The organism is Roseinatronobacter thiooxidans (assembly GCF_001870675.1).
Taxonomy (GTDB): Bacteria; Pseudomonadota; Alphaproteobacteria; order Rhodobacterales; family Rhodobacteraceae; genus Roseinatronobacter; species Roseinatronobacter thiooxidans.
On record NZ_MEHT01000012.1, the window covers coordinates 97,854 to 116,600 of the forward strand.

Here is an 18,747-nt window from a genome sequence, read left to right on the forward strand (position 1 = left end):
TATAACGGCGCGGCCAGCGCAACGCCGGTCCCTGACTTGATCAGGGACCTCTCGGCCAGACACACGAACAGGTGTCAGAGGGTGGGGTCAGGCATTGAACAGGAAATGCAACACATCCCCGTCCTTCACCTCGTAGGTTTTGCCCTCGACGCGGAACTTGCCAGCCTCTTTCGCGCCCGTCTCGCCATTACAGGCGACATAATCGGCATAGGCAACCGTTTCGGCGCGGATGAAGCCGCGCTCGAAATCGCCATGGATGACGCCTGCCGCCTGTGGGGCCAAAGTGCCCTTGGGAATCGTCCAGGCGCGGGCCTCTTTCGGGCCGACGGTGAAATAGGTCTGCAAGCCCAGCAGCGCGTAGCCTGCGCGAATCAGCCTGTCCAGGCCCGCTTCTTCCAGTCCCATCTCGGACAGGAACATCTCGGCCTCTTCCGCGTCCAGCTGGCTGATCTCTTCCTCGATCTGCGCGGAAATCACCACATGCGCCGCCCCTTGGGACGCGGCCATCTCTGCCACGCGCGCGGATAGCGCATTGCCTTTGGCAGAGGCACTTTCCTCGACATTGCAGACATACAGCACAGGCTTCGAGGTCAGCAGCTGCAACATGCGCCACTGTTTCATCTCGTCTTCGGCGACATCGACAGTGCGGGCGGGTTTGCCTGCTTCCAGCGCTTCCAGCGCGCGGCGCAGCAGCCTGTCCTGCTCGACTGCGTCTTTCTCGCCGCCACGGATTTTGCGCGACAGATTGGTCAAGCGCTTCTCGATCGAATCCATATCCGCGATCATCAACTCTGTCTCGATCGTCTCGGCATCGGCGACAGGGTCGATCTTGCCTTCGACATGGGTGACATCATCATCTTCAAAGCAGCGCAGCACATGGGCAATCGCGTCCACTTCGCGGATATTGGCCAGAAACTGGTTGCCCAACCCCTCGCCCTTGGAGGCACCGCGCACCAGCCCCGCGATATCGACAAAGGTCATGCGGGTTGGAATCACCTCACGCGATTTGCCGATCTCGGCCAAGGTGTGCAGCCGCGCATCGGGCACGGCCACATCGCCCACATTGGGTTCAATCGTGCAAAAGGGAAAATTCGCGGCCTGCGCGGCAGCCGTGCGGGTCAGTGCGTTGAACAGCGTGGATTTGCCCACATTCGGCAGACCCACAATCCCCATCTTAAAGCCCATGACCCTATTCCCTTTGCATTGTGCCAGCGCCGCGCTTGTAGGGTCAGACCGCCCACAAGACAAGAGCAGCCAAGCGATGGGCGCATAGGGAAACGCACGCATCTGCACGCGCAAGGTTGATTCCGCGCCAATTTTCGCACACACCCCCTTATCGGCCCAAGGGACAGAGCAAGATGACCAGAATCGACACCACATTCGCCAAGCTGAAATCCGAGGGGCGCAAGGCCTTCGTCTCGTACATCATGGGGGGTGACCCCGATCTGGAAACGTCACTTGCCGTGATGAAGGGCCTGCCCGGTGCAGGCGTCGACATTATCGAGCTGGGCGTTCCCTTCACCGATCCTATGGCCGATGGCCCGACAATCCAGCTTGCAGGCCAGCGCGCGCTGGAAGGCGGGCAAACACTTTCCAAGACGCTGGATATGGTGCGCCGGTTCCGCGAAGGGGATGATACAACCCCGATCGTGCTGATGGGCTATTACAACCCGATCTATAATAGGGGTGTGGACCAGTTCCTGTCGGATGCGAAAACCGCAGGTGTGGACGGGTTGATCGTGGTTGACCTGCCCCCCGAGGAAGACCGCGAATTGTGCATTCCCGCGCAGGCAGCAGGGCTGAATTTCATCCGGCTTGCGACACCGACAACCGATGACAACCGTTTGCCCAAAGTGCTGCAAAACACATCCGGGTTTGTGTATTACGTCTCGATCACCGGAATCACAGGGGCCGCTGCGGCACAGGCCAGCGAAGTTGCCCCAGAAGTTGCGCGTATCAAGGCTGCAACAGATCTGCCGGTGATCGTGGGGTTTGGCATTTCAACCCCCGACACCGCGCAACAGATCGCCAGTGTCGCCGATGGCTGTGTGGTCGGGTCTGCCATTGTCAAGGAAATCAGCGCAGGCAAACCCGTTGCCGATGTTCTGGCCTATGTGCGCGCATTGGCCGAAGGCGCGCATCGCGGGTGAAACAACGCAACAGCCGCGCCCTTGCGGGCGCGGCCTGTGTAAGGTTATCGCTGATCCCGGCCTATGGATGGCTGCCTTAACGCGCCGCCATCAGCAGACCGCCCGATCCGTCGCCCAGAACGACTGTCCACCACAATTTGCCATTGTCATCCTGATGCCAGCCGACGCCCAGTTCGGTGGCGCGGCGGTCCAGAATAACCTGACGGGTTTCCGGCTCGACCATCCAGGCATTCACAGTCTCGAATTCTGTCTCGAATGTCTCGGAAATCAACTCGCCCACCACATTGCCGCGATAGCCCGCGCGCTGGACGCGGGACATGGGGCTGGACCCGTCGGACCCCCAATGCCAAGGGCGGCTTTGGAATGACATGTCCTGCGCGTGCGTGGCCGCCGCGCTTGCCAGTTCGGCATTGGGCTGAAGCGGCGGCAGGCCGTTTTGCGCACGCATTGTGTTCAGCCCATCTTGCATGCGCTGGCGCACCCGCGGTGCCTCGGTCGGAGAAATCCGGTAGACGACAGACAAGGGGCGGCCATCCGCGCCCATGCGCATTGGTGTTGGTTCAGGGACATCACAGGCTGCCAATGCCATTGTGCTGACGATCAGCAGTGCAAACAAACGAAACATTTCTTTAATTCCTCATGTGTTGGCACGCGTTTATCTGTTAAGCATCCGCTTTTCAAATACAACTGACTGTGATTACGCGGATCACTGCCGGTGGCGTTGCTTTTCGGCACAACCGGCTTGCGCGCGTGAAACAATGTCAACACGTTGAACACAGGTCATATAGACTGAGTCGGCATCAAAAGTGTTGCGAATTTGACGACGTCCGCAGAAAGCACGTTTCCACCAGCCCAGATAGCATTGAACTTGACATCGTAACATGGTTGAGAAGAAGGACAACTCATCGTCTTGGGAGTTGGCGTCATAACGCATGGCGTTAACATGTTCTGGAGGTTATCATGAAGAAAATCGCACTCGCCGCTGCCCTGTCCGTCGCTGCAACATCCGCTTTCGCTGGCGGCCACAGCAAAATGGGCAAGTATTCCGAGCCGGTCATCGAGCCAGCTGTTGTTGTCGAAGAGACAAAAGCATCTTCGGGCGGTATCATCGTTCCCGTCATGCTGCTTCTGATCGTTGCTGCGGCTGTTGCAGCACGCTAATCAGCACGGCCACGGCCAAGCAGATTTGAAGGTGGTGAGAGAAATCTCGCCGCCTTTTTTTGTGCCTGATTTCAAAAGCTTGGCGGGGCTGATGCGGCAAATCCGCATCAGCAAGCCCGTTTGTCAGGAAGTCCAGCCCTGCAAATTGGCCTCGATCACATCGGTCAGGGCCGAAATATGCGCGGCATCGTCATTCAGGCACGGGATATAGGTGAAATGCTCGCCACCCGCTTCCTCGAAGCTCTCCCGAATCTCTTCGTTGATTTCTTCCAATGTCTCGATGCAATCGGCAGAAAAGGCGGGCGCAATCACCGCCAGACGCTTTACACCCTGACGCGCCAGATCGGCGACATGATCGACCGTATAGGGGCGCAGCCATTCTTCGCGGCCAAAAACCGACTGGAATGTGGTCTGAGCCTGTGATTCCTCCCACCCCAATTCCTCGCGCAGCAGGCGCGTGGTTTTCTGGCACATGCAATGATAGGGGTCACCTTCCAGCAAATAGCGCTTTGGCATGCCGTGATAGGATGTCACCAGAACCTCTGGCTTCTCTTCCATCGCGTCATAGGTGGTGCGCACCGAATCGGCCAACGCCTTGATATAGGCGGGATGGTCAAAATAGGGTGCCACCGTGCGCGCAGAGGGTTGCCATTTCTGTTCCATCAGCGCGCGGAAAAACTGGTCGCAAGCGGTGGCCGATGTCGCCCCCGCATAATGCGGATACAGCGGGAAAAACAAAATCCTGTCGCAGCCCGCCTTGACCATTTCTTCAACCTTGGACTTGGTCGAGGGGTTGCCATAGCGCATGCAGAAATCCACCATGATGTCGCCATCAATCCGTTCTGCGATCTGTTCGGCCAGACGCGCGGTCTGGTCTTTGGTGATGGTCAGAAGGGGGCTTTCGCCTTTGTCGTGGTTCCAGATCGACTTGTAATTCGCCCCCGAGGTGAAGGGCCGCTTGGTCAGAATGATCAGCTGCAACAAGGGCTGCCACAGATAGGCCGGATAATCGACCACGCGCTTGTCTGACAAAAACTCATTCAGATACCGCCGCATGGACCAGTAATCATAATTGTCCGGTGTGCCCAGATTGGCGATCAACACGCCAATCTTCGCCCGTGGCACGGGGGGGTGGTCTGGCGCGGCAAATTCCAGACGCCCTTCGCCGGGTTGGTCCATATGCATCGGGCAGCGTGCAATCTCTGTGTCTGGCTTTGCATCAAGCATGGCTGTGTCCTTCATACCATATCTCTCCCGGCGCATCTTTGGATTTGGGTGATGTAACGGGTTTTGACTGGGATTCAATCTTTACTGGGAATTTTGATCTGGTCTGGCAAGGGGTTTTCCTGCGCCCCCAGCGCATCGGCCAGACGCGCTGTCGCGGAACCGGGGCGCAGCGGGCGGGGCTGGCTGCTGTCGGGTGCCCAGCCTGTCAGGAACATGAGATCAAAGCTTGCACGCAATCTGCCCTCCTTGTCGGCGTAATGGGCGGCATACAGCTTTGCCGCGCGCGCGAAAACCCCGCGCGGGGTAAAGCTGCGACATCTTGCCGCAAGGGCATTACGCTCGCCCATCGCGCGCAGGTCTGCATAAAGGGTGTCGATGCGGCGATAGGCAACAGTCTGGGTGACCATATCCGCCACAGGCATGGCAAAGCCTGCGCGTTGCAACAGCGCGCCAAGGTCACGGATTTCGGCCATGGGCAGCACACGCGGGCTTAGCCCGCCGCATATATCGGCTTCGGCCTGCGCAAGGCAGGCGCGCAATTCGGCAAGGGTCTGGCCCCCGGGCAGCACGGCAAGAAACAGGCCATCCGGGCGCAGCGCGCGGCGCGCCTGCACCAGCTGGCCCACAGGATCTGCGGCCCAATGCAGCGCCATGGCGTGAATCACCAGATCATGCGCGCCTTCGTTTAGCGCCAACACGGGGTCATCGGCCACAATATGCGCAGCGGGCAGCATATCGGCCCATATTTCGGGGTGCCCTGTCACAATCGCAGGCTGCGTAAAGGTTCTGTTAACCTCGGCCAGTCTTAATTCCAGTTCATCGCGCGCAAGCGTGTGCAGGAAATTCTCCGCCCCCGCGCGGGTGCGGTTGCGGACAAGGGCCGTGCGGTCCGTCAGGTCTGGTGGCGATTGGGTCATTATGTCGAACTATGTAGTCAGGGGGCGGGTGGAATGCAAAACCTCAGATGTCATGCAACTGGCCTAGCGCATAGCCTTTTGCGCGCGATCTATCCACCGCAATGCCTGACCTGCGACACATTGGTTGAAGAAGACGGCGCGCTATGCGGCACCTGCTGGCCGCAGACCCCCTTTATATTCGGGGTGTGCTGCGACAGTTGCGGCAGCCCTTTGCCCGGCGAGGCGGGGGCAGAGCCTGTGCATTGCGACGAATGCCTGACGCTTGCGCGCCCGTGGGATCAGGGGCGCGCGGCCATGCTTTATGGCGACAAAGCGCGCCAGATTCTGCTGGGCCTGAAATACCATGACAGGCTGGACTATGCCCGCCCCGCCGCGCGCTGGATGGCGCGGGCGGCAGCCCCCATGCTACAGCCTGACACGCTGGTTGCGCCCGTTCCACTGCATTGGCTGCGCCTGCTGAAACGGCGCTATAACCAATCCGCCATCCTCAGCCAGTCGCTGGCGCAGCACCTGAGGCTGGAACATTGCCCCGACCTGCTGATCCGCACGCGCCATACTGGCACACAAGACGGGCGCGGGCGGGCGGGGCGGTTTGGCAATGTCGAAGGGGCCTTTGCGCCCCATAGGCGACAGGGCCACCGGCTGAAAGGGCGACATATCCTGCTGGTCGATGACGTGATGACCGTGGGCGCGACGCTTTCTGCCGCAACAGAGGGCTGTCTTGCCCATGGTGCCGCATCTGTGCGGGTGGTAGCGCTTGCGCGCGTTGCAAGATCGGATTGATACACTATAGTGCGCCGCATATCCAAAGCAGGAGCATGCGATGCAACCAGTTGAAATATATACGTCTCCGCTCTGTGGCTTTTGCCATGCCGCGAAACGCCTGCTCAGCGCGAAAAACGCGAGTTTTACCGAAATTGACCTGTCGCGCCAGCCAGACCGGCGGGCCGAGATGCTGTCACGCTCTGGCGGGGCACGGACAGTGCCGCAAATCTTCATTGGTGACACGCATGTTGGCGGCTGTGACGAATTACACGCCATGGACCGCGCAGGCCAGCTTGATGCGTTGCTAAAAGGCTAGGCACATGTCCCTGACAGCGGCCCTGATCCAGATGACCTCCAGCGATGATCCGGCGTCGAATCTGGAAATGGCGCGCATGTATCTGCGACAGGCGGCAGCACAAGGCGCAACCCTTGCATTGACACCCGAGGTGACGAATTGCATCTCGACCAGCAGCGCGCATCAGAACCGCGTGCTGCAAACCGAAAGCGACGACGCAACACTTGCCGGTCTGCGCGAAGAGGCCCGCGCGCTGGGGCTATGGGTGCTGATAGGCTCGCTTGCGCTGAAAACGACAGATGCAGACGGACGCTTTGCCAACCGCTCTTTCCTGATCGACCCTGCAGGCACGATTCGTGCGCGCTATGACAAGATCCATATGTTCGATGTTCAGGTCTCCCCCTCTGAAACATACCGCGAATCTGCGGGGTTCCGGCCCGGAACGTCAGCGCATGTGGCACAGACCCCCTTCGCCACAATCGGGATGAGCATCTGTTACGATCTGCGATTCGCGCATCTCTACCGCACCCTTGCCAAGGCCGGTGCAGACGTGCTGACAGTGCCCGCAGCCTTCAGCCCCATTACAGGGGCCGCGCATTGGGAAACCCTGCTGCGCGCCCGCGCCATCGAGACGGGCTGTTTCGTGCTGGCCCCTGCCCAGACGGGGCGGCACCCCGTATCGGACGGGCAGCGCGCACGCAGCACTTACGGGCATTCGCTTGTGGTCGCACCATGGGGCGAGGTGTTGCTGGATATGGGCACCGACCCCGGCGTGGGGCTGGTCAATCTGGATCTGGCCAGCGTGGTCGCCGCGCGCGACCGCGTGCCGTCGCTATTCCATGACCGCGCGTATACCATGCCGGATGCGCCCCTATGAAAAACCCGCGCAAGGATATGGCCAACGCGCTGTTCAGCGAATTGCTGATGGCCGACCAGCTTGCGCGCAACCGCTTGTCCAAAGTGCTGCCCAAGGGCATGGAGCTGTCACATTTCGGGGTGCTGAATCTGCTGACGCGCCATCAGGCCGAACTTAGCCCGGCCGAACTGGCCCGCGCCTTTCATGTCACGCGCGGGGCCATGACCAACACCCTGAACAAGCTGAATTGGGCGGGATATGTGCATATCCGCCCCGATTGGGATGATGCACGGCGCAAGATGGTGTCCATCAGCCCCGCAGGGCGCACAGCGCGCGATACCGCGCTGGCGGCCATTGCACCACTGATAGATGATGCCGTCTCGACCTTGGGGGAAGAGCGGGTGCGCCAGACGATTCCCGTTCTGCGCAGCCTGCGCCAGCGCCTGGGCGAAGATGACGGGGTGTAACGCGCCTGCGGCGCGCTTAGTCCTTGCGCAGGCGCGCGGCTGATTCGTGAATGGCCTTGTATTGCCCGCCGGGGCGATGCACCCACAGATAAGATGGCAGCACCGTATTCATAGGGGTTGGCACAACGCCCAAATCTTCCAGCCCGCGCGCGCCTTCGGACACAATATTGTCGCGGCGCAGATTGCGCACCTGATCGCGCGTCAGGATCGAGTTTGTGAACAGGCCCAGCGTCACCGCCTGCACCACATCCAGCGTGCCGCCCATGATATTGGCCACCGCAAACGGCACAGGCAGCACAACACGCTTGCGCCGGATTTCGGCCAACATCATCTCCATCAATGCCTTGAAGCTGGCCACATCCGGCCCGCCCAGTTCATAAATACCCGGCGCAACCGCATCGGTCAGCGCATGAGAGGCCGCCGCGGCAACATCTTCCACATAGACTGGCTGAAACAGGGTTTTCGGACCAACCACTGGCAAGAACAACGAAAACCGCGCCATGCCGGCGAAACGGTTAAAAAACTGGTCTTCCTGCCCAAAGATCACCGAGGGCCGCAGAATCACCGCATCGGGGAAATGCTGCTGGACCAAAGCCTCGCCCTTGGCTTTGGTTTGCTGATACAGGCTGGCCGATTTCGCATCCGCGCCAATCGCCGACAGTTGCACCAGCTTCGCAACACCCATCTCGGCGGCGATGCGTGCAACGCGGCCTGCACCTTCGGCCTGAATATCGGCAAATTTGTTCGGGCCTGATTCGACCAGAATACCCACGCAATTGACCACCGCATCCGCGCCCTGCATGACAGCGCGCACCGAAGCATCATCGCGGATGTTGCAAAAAACGGGCTCAACCTGCCCGACAGCGCCATATGGTTTGACATGCAGCGCTTCATTCGGACGGCGCACCGCAACACGCACACGCCAACCGGCCTGCGCCATTCGTCGCGCGATATATCGTCCGACAAATCCTGAACCACCAAAGATGGTAACTAGCTTTGACATAAGCGCACTCCGCCGCCTTCGTGAACATTGCCTGAATACCTGCGCGCGCCTGTTTCCACAAGGTAGAACGGCTTTTTCAATCCGATTGGAATTTTCCCGCATAAGCCCCGTTGACACTATCGCGCCTGCGCCGTAGAGAGCCTGCACGCAACCTGCCCAGGTGGCGGAACTGGTAGACGCGCTAGCTTCAGGTGCTAGTGCTCGTAAGGGCGTGGAGGTTCGAGTCCTCTCCTGGGCACCATATTTCTTGCCACACTTTGGCAAATATGGCGATTACATCGGGCAGGTTGCGGGTTTCCCACTTTCACATGCATCTGGCTTGCGCGTTTTGGGCTGCTGTGCAGCGCGTCACGCCCCCAGATAGGCACATAGGGCCAGATAGCCCGCAATCTCGGCCAATTGCTGGCCCGCGCCCAGCACATCGCCGGTTTGGCCGCCTATTTTGCGACGCGCTGTGCGCGCAAGCGCCAGCACCACCAAACCCTGCGCCGCGATGACCAACGCCACTGCCCAAAGCGGGACGATTTGCGCCAGCACAAGCGGCACAAGCGCGACCAGCGCGGCAACAGCGACGCTGCGCCAGCCCACCGATTGCGCCGAATGGCCCAGCCCATCGGCGCGCGCGGGCGGAAGATATGCCAGCATGGCAACAGGTGCCACGCGGCTGAGCATCGCCAGTCCTACCAGCGCCAGCAGGGCCAAGGTAAGGTCCAGCGCGCCAAGATACACCAGCGCCTGCCAGCGCAAGGCCAGCGAGAGGATCAGCGCCAGAACGCCGTAGCTGCCAATACGCGAATCGCGCATAATCTCCAGCCGCCGCGCTGGGGTGTGCCCGCCCCATAGCCCATCGGCCAGATCGGCCAGCCCGTCTTCGTGCAGCCCCCCGCATAGCGCGATTTGCGCGCCCAGCGCCAGCAGCGCGGCCAGCCCCAAAGGCAGCCCCAGCGCAACTGTCCCCCAGAACACCAGCGCCGTGCCCAACCCCACAGCCAGCCCTGCCAGCGGAAAGGCCCAGGCCGCGGCACCGATACGCGGGGCGGGGTCTGGCAACTGCCCTGCGGGCAGCCGCGTCAGCACCATAAACGCCAGCTGTATCTGTGCCAGCGCGGTGCGGATCATGCCTCGGACACTCCGGCCTCGCCAAAGGTGGCCATGCCGTTATGACAGGCCAGCGCGCTGCGCAAAATACCCAGCGCAAGCGCCGCACCAGACCCCTCGCCCAGCCGCATGTCGAATTCCAGCACGGGCTTTTGCCCCAGCGCTGCCAGCAACCGCCGGTGGCCGGGTTCGGCAGAGGCATGACCGACAAGACAATGCGCCAGCAGGCGCGGGTCGGCCGCGTACAGGCACGCCGCTGCTGCAGTGCAGATGAACCCGTCCAGAATTACCGGAATGCGCGCCGCGCGGGCCGCCAGCACCGCGCCGCAAATCGCCGCCTGTTCGCGCCCGCCCAATGCGGCCAGCGTGGCCATGGCACCCAGCCCGCCATGGCGGCGCAAGCCTGTCTCGATGGCGGCAATCTTGCGCCCGATCCCTGCGGGGTCCGACCCAGTGCCGGGGCCGACCCATTCTGCGGCACCGCCCCCGAACAGGGCGGCGGCAAGGGCTGCGGCCACTGTCGAATTGCCGATGCCCATCTCGCCCAGCACCAGAATATCGGCATCCGGATCAACCGCCGCGGCACCACGGGTCATGGCGTCCAGCGTCTCGCCCTCACTCATGGCAGGGGCGGTGGTGAAATCTTGTGTGGGGGTGTCAAGATCCAGTGCAATAACCTGAAGTGCGGCGCCATTGATCTGGCACAGCTGGTTAATCGCGGCCCCACCTGCCTGAAAATTGCCCACCATCTGCGCGGTCACTTCTTGCGGGAACGGGTTGACGCCCTGCGCGCAAATACCGTGATTGCCTGCAAAGATCAGCGCCTGCGCCTGCCCGATGCGGGGGCGGTCGGTTGCCTGCCAGCCTGCCATGAAAATTGCCAGCTCTTCCAGCCGCCCCAATGCGCCGGGGGGTTTTGTCAGGCTGTTCTGGCGCGCAAGCGCTGCATCGCGCGCGGCCTGATCGGCAACTGGCAATGTCTCGGCCAGCGCGGGAATTTCGGAAAGCTGTGTAAATGTGATCATTTCATCCTCATTGACAGGCCGGCTGCGACGAAATGCACTTCATCCGCCGCTGTGGCCACCCATTGGTTCAAAATCCCTGCCGCATCGCGGAAATCGCGCGCAAGGCGATTATCAGGCACAATACCCATGCCCACTTCGTTGCTGACCAGCACCACAGGCGCGGTCTGCGCGGCCAGTGCGTCGATCAGCGCGCGCCCCTCGGCCTGCCAGTCCTGTTCTGCCAGCATGATGTTGGTCAACCAGAGTGTCAGGCAATCGACAAGGCGCGGGGTGCCATCGGTGGCGTGCAAAGCCCCCACCAGATCGCGGGGTTCGGCATGGGTGCGCCACGCATGGCCCGCGCGCTGTGCCTGATGGGCGGCGATGCGGGCTTTCATCTCGTCATCCCAGGCTTCGGCGGTGGCGATATAGGTCGCAGGCTGGCCGAATTGCAGCGTGCGTGCTTCGGCCAGACGGCTTTTGCCCGACCGTGCGCCACCCGTAAACAGAATGCTCTTGCTCATGCTGCCCCTTGCCCCTTTGGCCTGCGTAAAGCAGATAAGGCAACAGATCGGCAAGGAGAAATGCGCACATGCAATTGGGCACAAGGCTGTTGATGATCCGCCACGCGCCCGCGCTGCATGGCGGCGCGATGGCGGGGCGGCGCGATGTGGCGGCGGATGTGTCGCAGACAGGCCAGATCGCGGCCTTGCGCGCAGGGCTGGACGCGCGCGGCGTGACGCAAGTGGTTGTCAGCCCTGCGCTGCGCTGTGTGCAGACGGCGCGCGCCCTTTGGCCCGAACGGGGCGACTTTCCGCAAGATGCGCGGCTGTGGGAACAGGATTTCGGCGCATGGGAGGGGGTGCCTTTTGCAGAGCTGCCCGATCTGGGGGCGCTGAGTTCGGAACAACTGGCACAGCACCGCCCGCCCGAGGGCGAGAGTTTCTCGGACCTGTGCGCGCGTGTCACACCGGCCTTGCACGCGCTTGCAACGGGGGCGGGTTGCGTGGCTGTCATTGCCCATGCGGGCGTCATTCGCGCGGGGCTTGCCTTGGCCCTAGAGGCACAGGCCCCTGCCTTGCGCTTTGAGGTTGCGCCACTGTCGGTCACTGAAATCGTTAATATTCCGGGGCATGGCTGGTCAGTCGCAGGGGTTAATCGGGGGGCCGGATGATACAGGCAGTTCGGGTTGACGGGCATTTCGGCGAATATCTGCAAGGCAGGCTTGGGCCAGATGGGCCGGTTGTGCTGGTCACGCTGCCCTGCCCGCTTACAGGGGTTATCGGCACTCACCACCCCGCGCGCCACGGCTTGAAGCTGGCAGGGGCAGGGCTGTCGGTGCCACAGGTGCAGCGGTTCATCGCATCGCTGCGGGGCAGGTTGACAGGGCATGTCCGGCTGCGCGCGCGCATGGCTGCGGGCTTGGGAACGGGGGTGTCCACCGCGCGGCTGGTGGCCTTGGCGCGCCTCTCGGGCTGGGATGGCCCGCCAGAAGTGCTGGCGCGGGCCTGTATCGCGGTTGAAGGCGCGTCAGACCCGCTGATGTTTGCCGCGCCCGAACGCTTGCTCTGGGCCTCTCGCCAAGGGCGGGCCCTGCGGACCATGCCCGCCCTGCCCCGCCATGAGGTGATTGGCGGGCATTGGGGTGCGCCACAACGCACCGATGCGCGCGACGATGCGTTTCCCGATATCAGCGATCTGGTGGCAGATTGGGCACAAGCCGACAGCTTGGCCAGTTTTGCCGCCCTTGGCCGTGAAAGCGCGCGCCGCTGCATCCGCCTGCGCGGCCCGTCGGGTGACCCGACCGAGGCACTGGCGCAAGACATGGGCGCATTGGGCTGGGTCATGGCGCATACGGGTGCCATGCGCGGGCTGATCTTTGCGCCGGGCCAAGTGCCCGCACAGGCACGCGCCACGCTGCGCGCCGCCGGATTGCGCGGGATTGTCCAGTTCAAGGGAGGCACAGAATGAGCTTTGCCGCAATGATGCTGGTGGCCCTTGCGCTGGATCTGGCCCTTGGCTGGCCCAAGGCGATTTATGACAGAATCGGCCATCCGGTGACATGGCTGGGCGCGCTGATCACTTTGTTGGAGCGGCGCTGGAACACCAACCGCCCCTTACGCCGCGCACGCGGCACGGGGGCGGCGGCGCTGGTCATCGGGGTGGCGGCATTCATCGGGCTGGCGCTGCAACTGGCGCTGCCTGCAAACGGGTGGGGCATTGCCTTGGGCGGGGTGCTGGCATGGCCGCTGGTTGCGATGCGGTCTATGCATGACCATGTTGCGGCAGTGCTGCACCCGCTGCAAAGCGGCGATCTGCCTGCCGCGCGCCATGCCGTGTCGATGATCGTGGGCCGCGACCCGTCGAAGCTGGACACAGCGGGCGTGACACGCGCCGCATTGGAGAGTCTGGCCGAAAACACATCTGACGGCATTGTTGCGCCCCTGTTCTGGGGGGCAATTTTGGGGTTGCCGGGAATTGCGGCCTATAAGGCCATCAATACGCTGGATTCGATGATCGGCCATAAAACCGCGCGTTATCTGGAATTCGGCTGGGCTTCGGCGCGCATTGACGACGTTGCCAACCTGATTCCTGCGCGGCTGACAGGGCTGGTTTTTGCGCTGGTCTCTGGGCGGGCACGCGCCAGCTTGCATTGCATGTGGCGCGACGCGCGCCATCACCGCTCGCCCAATGCGGGCTGGCCCGAAGCGGCGATGGCAGGCGCGCTGGCCGTTCGCTTGTCAGGCCCGCGCGCCTATGGGGCAGAGGTGACGCCAGAGCCGTGGGTCAATTCAGGCGCGCCAGACCCGCACCAAACCGACCTGCACCTTGGCTTGCGGCTATATGCCCGCAGTATGGGGCTGCTGGCGCTGGCGTTGGGCGGTGTTGCCCTTTGGACGCTGTAAGCACCATCTTTTGCAGGCGCGATCCGTTCAAAAACAGCATTACTATAAGTAAAATAAACAATCGCCTAATTCTGGCCGGAATTACGTCTGATTCAGGTCATATTACCATGTCATTAACCGCCAAAGTCAAAAGGCAAGAACACCATGAAAATAGCATTGCATCTGGGCGTTCATCTGACTGATGACACGAAGGTCAGAACCTGTCTGCGCGCGAACAAGCGCCCGCTAGAGGCGGCAGGCATTCTTGTCCCTCGGGCACGCAGTTACCTTAACCTCATGCGCGGGGCGGCCAACCAGATCGTCACAGGCGAAGAGGTGCCCGAATTCGACAGCAAACTCTTCTCCTCGGTCGAGGTGACAGAGGCGACTCAGCGTATTGTCTTCTCGGCACCCGGGCTGCTGGCAAAACAGCACCAAGCGCTGGAAGGAAGCCTGTTTTACCCGTCAGCGCGCGCGCGGGTTTCGGCGTTCCGGCACTTGCTTGGCGGGCATGAGGTCGAAATATTCATGGCGCTGCGCAATCCGGCGTCTTTCGTGCCCGCCCTGTTGCAAGAGATGCATGCCACCGAACGCGCAGAGTTGCTGCAAACGCTTGTCGGGGCTGAATTGCGCTGGTCGCACCTGATTGCAGAAATCCGCGAAACATGGCCCGAAGCCCCGATCACGATATGGTGTGATGAAGACACGCCCTTTATCTGGCACCGCCTGCTGCGGCTGATTTCGGGGTATGAACCGGAAACCGAGTTTGAAGACAGCTTCGCTTGGTTCGAGACTGTCATGGTCGATGGCGGCCCAGACAAACTGGCCGCATATCTGAACGCAATGCCGCCCGTGGATGACGGGCACCGCCAGCAGGTCATCTCTGCATTTCTGGAGAAATTCTGCGACACCGACAAGCTGGACATAGATTTTAGCCTGACAGGGTGGGATGAAACGCAGGTCGATGTGATTTCGCAACTTTACGAAGATGACATCGACCATATCCGCACAATGGACGGGGTGCGCCTGATCCTGCCCTGACGGGCCGGTTATTCCATGCCCAAGGCAGCCTTGTACAGGTCCAGAACGGCCTCTTCCTCGGCAATATCGTCGGGGGTGCGCTTGCGCAACGCGATGATCTTGCGCAGAACCTTGGTGTCATAGCCCCGCCCCTTGGCTTCGGCCATGACTTCTTTTTGCTGGTCTGCAATGTCTTTTTTCTCGGCTTCCAGATGTTCAAACCGCTCAATGAATTGCCGCAACTCTTCTGCCGTTACGTTATAGGCATCGTTTGTAATATCGCTCATCTTCTCGCCCCTGCTCGATTCCATGACTGTGGCGTTGCTCTTGCCCAATCCTTTGGGCGCATGCAAGCCTTCGCTGGGCGGGTTGGTCCGCATTGCACACCCGTCCCCCGGCCAACACGGAGCGCGCCAGAATGCCGCAGGCGCGAAATAATTTTCATTTGAAAATACGGCCAATCTTGGTATTATCGGAAAAATGCGAAAAGGGGAGCGGATGCCCAACAACCGGAACAAAGAACTGCGCAAATTCGAAAAATCGCTGCCCATCGCCCTATTGCGTGCGAGAGAGGCCACGACACGTTTGTTCAAACCCTTTATTGAAAGCCACGACCTGACAATGCCGCAATGGCGTGTGTTGCGTGCGCTGGCAGAAGCAGATGCGCTGGACGCCAAGACACTGGCGGAACGCTGCGTGATCCTGCCGCCCTCTCTCACGCGGATTTTCCGCTGCCTGACACAGCGCGGCCTGATTGCACAGGTGGAGTGTAATGACGCGCGGCGCCATATGGTGCGGCTGACCGATGCAGGGCGCACCCTGTTCGAGGATGTGGTACAGGAATCCGAGCCAAGCTATATCAGGCTGGCAGATGCCTTTGGCCCGGAACGTCTGGACAGTTTGCTGGACCTGCTGAACGAGTTGCGCGACACGGTCCAGACAATGGACACGCCCGCCGAAGAACAGTCGCCCCCTCTGCGCAAGGCGGCAGGCGCGCGTTAAGCGGCGGCACGCTGCCGCCCAAAGGCCCAAGTTTTCACTTGCCCGCTGTGCCGTTTACGGCGCGCGCTTCAGCACCAGAACGGCATTCAACCCGCCAAAGGCAAAGGCGTTCGACATCACCACATCCACGCGCGCCTGACGCGCACAATTGGGCACCACATCCAATCCAATCTCGGGGTCGGGTTCGCTGAAATTGACTGTCGGCGCGATCACCCCGTCGCGCAGCGCCATCAGGCAGGCCAGCAATTCAACCGCGCTGGTGCCGCCAATCAGGTGGCCATGCATGGATTTTGTCGAAGATACCGGCACCATATCGGCATGCGCGCCCATGACGATGCGCAAAGCCTCGGCCTCTGTCCGGTCATTGGCGGCAGTGCCTGTGCCGTGGGCGTTGACGTAATCGACCGCATCGGGGGCTGTTCCAGCATCGGCCAGCGCTGCGCGCATGGCGCGCACAGGGCCATCGCGGTCGGGCATGACGATATCGCCTGCGTCGGCACTCATGCCAAAACCGGTAACTTCGGCCAGAATCTCTGCGCCGCGCGCGCGGGCATGGTCGTAATCTTCAAAGACGAAGACCGCCCCCCCCTCGCCCTGCACCATGCCAGAACGGTTGCGCGAGAAGGGGCGGCACGTGTCGCGCGACATGACGCGCAACCCTTCCCATGCCTTGATCCCACCGAAACACAACATCGCTTCCGACCCGCCGGTAAGCATAACATCGGCCCCGCCCCCGCGCACCATATGGAATGCCTGCCCCATGGCATGATTGCCCGATGCGCAGGCCGTAGAAACGGTGTATCCCGGCCCTTTCAACCCGAACTCCATCGAGACATGCGACGCGGCGGCATTGTGCATCAACCGTGGCACCACAAACGGATGCACGCGGTTTTTCCCTTCGGCATAGACGGTATGATAATTGTCATCGACAGTGGTGTTTCCACCACCAGCCGTGCCCAGAATAACACCCGCGCGCAGGCCCAATGCGTCATCTATCACCAGCCCCGATTGCGCCATGGCCTGACGCGCGGAAATCAGGGCAATCTGGGTGAACCTGTCCAGCAGCGACAGGCTGTTGCGGGCAAAATGATCCTCTGGGGTGAAATTGCGAATCTCCGCCCCGATCTGGATGCTCAGACGGTCCACATCGCGGCAGGTCAGGGGGCCAATCGCGCACCGGCCTTGCTGCATTGCAGCAAATGTTGCTGGCACATCCGCGCCCAGCGGGTTCAGCGTGCCCGCGCCGGTAATGACAACACGCCTCATGCTGCCTGTCGGGCCACCAGCTTTTCAACCTCGGCAATGATCGCGCCTACAGAGGAGATGTCGAACCCCGGCTGGTCTGGCGTATTGGCGTTGAATGGCACCGAAATGCCAAATGCTTCTTCAATGCCAAAAATACACTCGACCAGCCCAAGGCTGTCGATTCCAAGATCAGCCAGATGGCTGTCTTGCGTGATATCCGATGGTTCCATCAAGGCTTGCTCGGCGATAATCGCCTTCACACGCTCTGCGATAAAATCATTCTCTTGCATGACATCGAGTCCCATTGGACACACTCCCAACCCGTCTGGCGCGTCCTGTATTGGCGAAGACTGTAACAGTTTCGTAACACGGGGCAACTCAATTTCTCGCGTGTGCGGCATTGGCGCAGCGGTGCCACGCCAGCGCCACACATAAGATCAGATGCGCAACCCGTTCTCGACCGCGCCTGCCTGCAAAAGTGCGTCATAGATTTTCGCATCGCGGCCATACATGTCATTGCGAAAGTTCAACGCGCCGCGCACATCGGTAAAGGCGGTGCGATAGACCAGATGCACCTGCACAGGTTCGTCCAGATAAACGCGGGTTTGCTGGCCGGTGTTCAGAACCGAATGATACAACCCGCGGGGGTCGTCACTCTGGCGTGACAGCAATTCATAGGCGAAATCGCGCGGGTCATTCAGGCGCACACAGCCGGACGAATGCGTGCGCACAGTCGTGTTGAACAAATGCCGCTCGGGGCTGTCATGCAGGTAAATCGCATAGGGGTTGGGGAACATGAACTTCACCTCGCCCAAGGCATTTGTCGGGCCGGGAGGTTGGCGCACGTTGAAGGGGAAATTCGCGGGCGTGTAGCGCGAGAAGTCAATCGCGTTGCGCGGCACAACCCGCCCGCGCGCATCTACAACCTGCAAATGCCGCGCCCCGCCAGAGGCCAGCGCCCCCCAATAGGATCGCGCCAGAATCGAGCGTGGCAAGGTCCAGTCAGGGTTAATTTCCAGATAGGTCATACGGTCTGAAAACTCGGGCGTCTGACGGTCGGACGCCTGCGCGCCCACCACCGAGACAGTCTCGAAAGTGACCTGATCCTGGTCGATAATCTTGCTGGTAAAATCGGTCAGGTTCACCCAGATATGCCGCTCTCCGCGCGGAATATTCAGCCAGCGTTCCCGCTCCATCGCGACGATGACAGATTTCAGCCGCTCTTCCGGTGGGGTGTTGATGGCGCGCAATGTCTCAGCGCCTGCGATGCCATCAGCCTCGATCCCGTGGCGCAACTGGAAGGTCAGGACCGCAGATTGCAGGGCAGCGTCATAGCTGGCCGTGGCAGAGCGTTCCATATAGCCCATGGCAATCAGCCGGTTGCGCAGGGCCACCACCCCCTCGCCCGAGGTGCCGGGCACAAACCGCCCTTCGGGCACACGCGGCCCCCAACCACCAGCGGCAATCACGCGTTCCAGATCATGGCGGGCACGGAACAGCCGGGCATATTCCGGTGCAGACGGGGCCAGATTGCGGATGAACGCAGCGGGGGGGCTTTGCGAGAACTCAAGCAGCAAGGTTTCGGTGTCGGGGCGCGGCAGCACGCGCACGATGCTGCGGTCAATCGATCTGGGGTTTAGCACACCACTGCT

Annotated in this window: 24 protein-coding genes and 1 tRNA gene; 12 read left to right on the forward strand and 13 right to left on the reverse strand. The window is 61.3% G+C overall.

What is annotated here, in order from left to right:
- Positions 1-87 precede the first annotated feature (87 nt).
- Positions 88-1,185: a redox-regulated ATPase YchF gene (ychF, locus tag BG455_RS07710; RefSeq protein ID WP_071469408.1), complete on the reverse strand. Its 1,098-nt coding sequence runs from the start codon at positions 1,183-1,185 to the stop codon at positions 88-90.
- 173 nt (positions 1,186-1,358) lie between these two features.
- Between ychF and trpA the strand changes: the two genes are divergently transcribed.
- Positions 1,359-2,150 carry a tryptophan synthase subunit alpha gene (gene trpA / locus BG455_RS07715; RefSeq protein ID WP_071469409.1) on the forward strand — a complete coding sequence of 264 codons (792 nt, stop codon included), beginning with the start codon at positions 1,359-1,361 and terminating at the stop codon, positions 2,148-2,150.
- A 76-nt stretch (positions 2,151-2,226) separates the two neighbouring features.
- Here the strand turns inward: trpA and dalA are convergent, their stop codons facing one another.
- Entirely contained in the window at positions 2,227-2,775 is a 549-nt protein-coding gene (gene dalA, locus BG455_RS07720) for a divisome-associated lipoprotein DalA (RefSeq protein WP_071469410.1), read from the reverse strand.
- 81 nt (positions 2,776-2,856) lie between these two features.
- The gene (locus BG455_RS17080; RefSeq protein WP_143079893.1) at positions 2,857-3,084 is read right to left on the reverse strand and encodes a hypothetical protein; all 228 of its coding nucleotides are present in this window, start codon (positions 3,082-3,084) and stop codon (positions 2,857-2,859) included.
- Between the two features lie 26 nt (positions 3,085-3,110).
- Between BG455_RS17080 and BG455_RS07725 the strand changes: the two genes are divergently transcribed.
- Positions 3,111-3,311 (forward strand): hypothetical protein, encoded by a 201-nt coding sequence (locus BG455_RS07725; RefSeq protein WP_071469411.1) that lies wholly within the window; start codon positions 3,111-3,113, stop codon positions 3,309-3,311.
- A 123-nt stretch (positions 3,312-3,434) separates the two neighbouring features.
- Here the strand turns inward: BG455_RS07725 and hemH are convergent, their stop codons facing one another.
- Together hemH and BG455_RS07735 are read right to left on the reverse strand one after the other, a co-directional pair.
- On the reverse strand, positions 3,435-4,538 hold the full coding sequence (hemH, locus tag BG455_RS07730; protein WP_084386195.1) for a ferrochelatase: 1,104 nt from the start codon (positions 4,536-4,538) through the stop codon (positions 3,435-3,437).
- A 74-nt stretch (positions 4,539-4,612) separates the two neighbouring features.
- A complete protein-coding gene (locus BG455_RS07735) occupies positions 4,613-5,455 on the reverse strand; it encodes a methyltransferase domain-containing protein (protein WP_071469412.1) in 843 nt (280 codons plus the stop codon).
- A gap of 33 nt (positions 5,456-5,488) precedes the next feature.
- Between BG455_RS07735 and BG455_RS07740 the strand changes: the two genes are divergently transcribed.
- The 4 genes from BG455_RS07740 to BG455_RS07755 are packed head-to-tail and all read left to right on the forward strand — an operon-like array spanning position 5,489 to position 7,838.
- The gene (locus BG455_RS07740; protein WP_071469413.1) at positions 5,489-6,238 is read left to right on the forward strand and encodes a double zinc ribbon domain-containing protein; all 750 of its coding nucleotides are present in this window, start codon (positions 5,489-5,491) and stop codon (positions 6,236-6,238) included.
- A gap of 40 nt (positions 6,239-6,278) precedes the next feature.
- On the forward strand, positions 6,279-6,536 hold the full coding sequence (gene grxC, locus BG455_RS07745; RefSeq protein ID WP_071469414.1) for a glutaredoxin 3: 258 nt from the start codon (positions 6,279-6,281) through the stop codon (positions 6,534-6,536).
- 10 nt (positions 6,537-6,546) lie between these two features.
- Complete coding sequence (locus BG455_RS07750) at positions 6,547-7,392, forward strand: carbon-nitrogen hydrolase family protein (RefSeq protein WP_111361305.1); 846 nt, start codon at positions 6,547-6,549, stop codon at positions 7,390-7,392.
- The gene (locus BG455_RS07755) at positions 7,389-7,838 is read left to right on the forward strand and encodes a MarR family winged helix-turn-helix transcriptional regulator (protein WP_071469416.1); all 450 of its coding nucleotides are present in this window, start codon (positions 7,389-7,391) and stop codon (positions 7,836-7,838) included. Before BG455_RS07750 ends, BG455_RS07755 begins: the two co-directional genes overlap by 4 nt.
- 16 nt (positions 7,839-7,854) lie before the next feature.
- Here BG455_RS07755 and BG455_RS07760 read toward each other — a convergent pair whose 3' ends face one another.
- The gene (locus BG455_RS07760; RefSeq protein ID WP_071469417.1) at positions 7,855-8,841 is read right to left on the reverse strand and encodes a complex I NDUFA9 subunit family protein; all 987 of its coding nucleotides are present in this window, start codon (positions 8,839-8,841) and stop codon (positions 7,855-7,857) included.
- Positions 8,842-8,995: 154 nt separating this feature from the next.
- On the opposite strand from BG455_RS07760, the gene BG455_RS07765 reads away from it, so the two are divergent.
- Positions 8,996-9,082, forward strand: a tRNA-Leu gene (locus BG455_RS07765).
- Positions 9,083-9,189: 107 nt separating this feature from the next.
- Here BG455_RS07765 and BG455_RS07770 read toward each other — a convergent pair.
- Genes BG455_RS07770 through cobU form a run of 3 tightly spaced genes read right to left on the reverse strand, consistent with a single transcriptional unit; the run spans position 9,190 to position 11,467 of the window.
- Positions 9,190-9,960 carry an adenosylcobinamide-GDP ribazoletransferase gene (locus BG455_RS07770; protein WP_071469418.1) on the reverse strand — a complete coding sequence of 257 codons (771 nt, stop codon included), beginning with the start codon at positions 9,958-9,960 and terminating at the stop codon, positions 9,190-9,192.
- Complete coding sequence (cobT, locus tag BG455_RS07775; protein ID WP_071469419.1) at positions 9,957-10,964, reverse strand: nicotinate-nucleotide--dimethylbenzimidazole phosphoribosyltransferase; 1,008 nt, start codon at positions 10,962-10,964, stop codon at positions 9,957-9,959. Before cobT ends, BG455_RS07770 begins: the two co-directional genes overlap by 4 nt.
- Positions 10,961-11,467: a bifunctional adenosylcobinamide kinase/adenosylcobinamide-phosphate guanylyltransferase gene (cobU, locus tag BG455_RS07780; RefSeq protein ID WP_071469420.1), complete on the reverse strand. Its 507-nt coding sequence runs from the start codon at positions 11,465-11,467 to the stop codon at positions 10,961-10,963. Before cobU ends, cobT begins: the two co-directional genes overlap by 4 nt.
- Positions 11,468-11,535: 68 nt before the next feature.
- On the opposite strand from cobU, the gene BG455_RS07785 reads away from it, so the two are divergent.
- From BG455_RS07785 to BG455_RS07800, 4 genes are all read left to right on the forward strand, one after another.
- Positions 11,536-12,117: a histidine phosphatase family protein gene (locus tag BG455_RS07785; protein WP_071469421.1), complete on the forward strand. Its 582-nt coding sequence runs from the start codon at positions 11,536-11,538 to the stop codon at positions 12,115-12,117.
- Positions 12,114-12,914 (forward strand): hypothetical protein, encoded by an 801-nt coding sequence (locus BG455_RS07790; protein ID WP_071469422.1) that lies wholly within the window; start codon positions 12,114-12,116, stop codon positions 12,912-12,914. The genes BG455_RS07785 and BG455_RS07790 overlap by 4 nt, the downstream gene beginning before the upstream one ends.
- Entirely contained in the window at positions 12,911-13,849 is a 939-nt protein-coding gene (gene cbiB / locus BG455_RS07795) for an adenosylcobinamide-phosphate synthase CbiB (protein WP_071469423.1), read from the forward strand. The genes BG455_RS07790 and cbiB overlap by 4 nt, the downstream gene beginning before the upstream one ends.
- Positions 13,850-13,993: 144 nt before the next feature.
- Positions 13,994-14,869 carry a hypothetical protein gene (locus BG455_RS07800; protein WP_071469424.1) on the forward strand — a complete coding sequence of 292 codons (876 nt, stop codon included), beginning with the start codon at positions 13,994-13,996 and terminating at the stop codon, positions 14,867-14,869.
- Positions 14,870-14,877: 8 nt separating this feature from the next.
- Here the strand turns inward: BG455_RS07800 and BG455_RS07805 are convergent, their stop codons facing one another.
- On the reverse strand, positions 14,878-15,135 hold the full coding sequence (locus BG455_RS07805) for a DUF2312 domain-containing protein (protein WP_071469440.1): 258 nt from the start codon (positions 15,133-15,135) through the stop codon (positions 14,878-14,880).
- Positions 15,136-15,328: 193 nt separating this feature from the next.
- On the opposite strand from BG455_RS07805, the gene hpaR reads away from it, so the two are divergent.
- Entirely contained in the window at positions 15,329-15,850 is a 522-nt protein-coding gene (gene hpaR, locus BG455_RS07810) for a homoprotocatechuate degradation operon regulator HpaR (protein ID WP_084386194.1), read from the forward strand.
- 54 nt (positions 15,851-15,904) lie between these two features.
- On the opposite strand, the gene BG455_RS07815 is transcribed toward hpaR, so the two are convergent.
- The 3 genes from BG455_RS07815 to BG455_RS07825 all read right to left on the reverse strand — a co-directional run.
- Positions 15,905-17,116: a beta-ketoacyl-[acyl-carrier-protein] synthase family protein gene (locus BG455_RS07815; protein ID WP_071469426.1), complete on the reverse strand. Its 1,212-nt coding sequence runs from the start codon at positions 17,114-17,116 to the stop codon at positions 15,905-15,907.
- The gene (locus BG455_RS07820; RefSeq protein WP_425438721.1) at positions 17,113-17,400 is read right to left on the reverse strand and encodes an acyl carrier protein; all 288 of its coding nucleotides are present in this window, start codon (positions 17,398-17,400) and stop codon (positions 17,113-17,115) included. Before BG455_RS07820 ends, BG455_RS07815 begins: the two co-directional genes overlap by 4 nt.
- A gap of 132 nt (positions 17,401-17,532) precedes the next feature.
- The coding region (locus BG455_RS07825) for a L,D-transpeptidase family protein (protein WP_143079894.1) at positions 17,533-18,747 on the reverse strand (1,215 nt) is incomplete at its 5' end.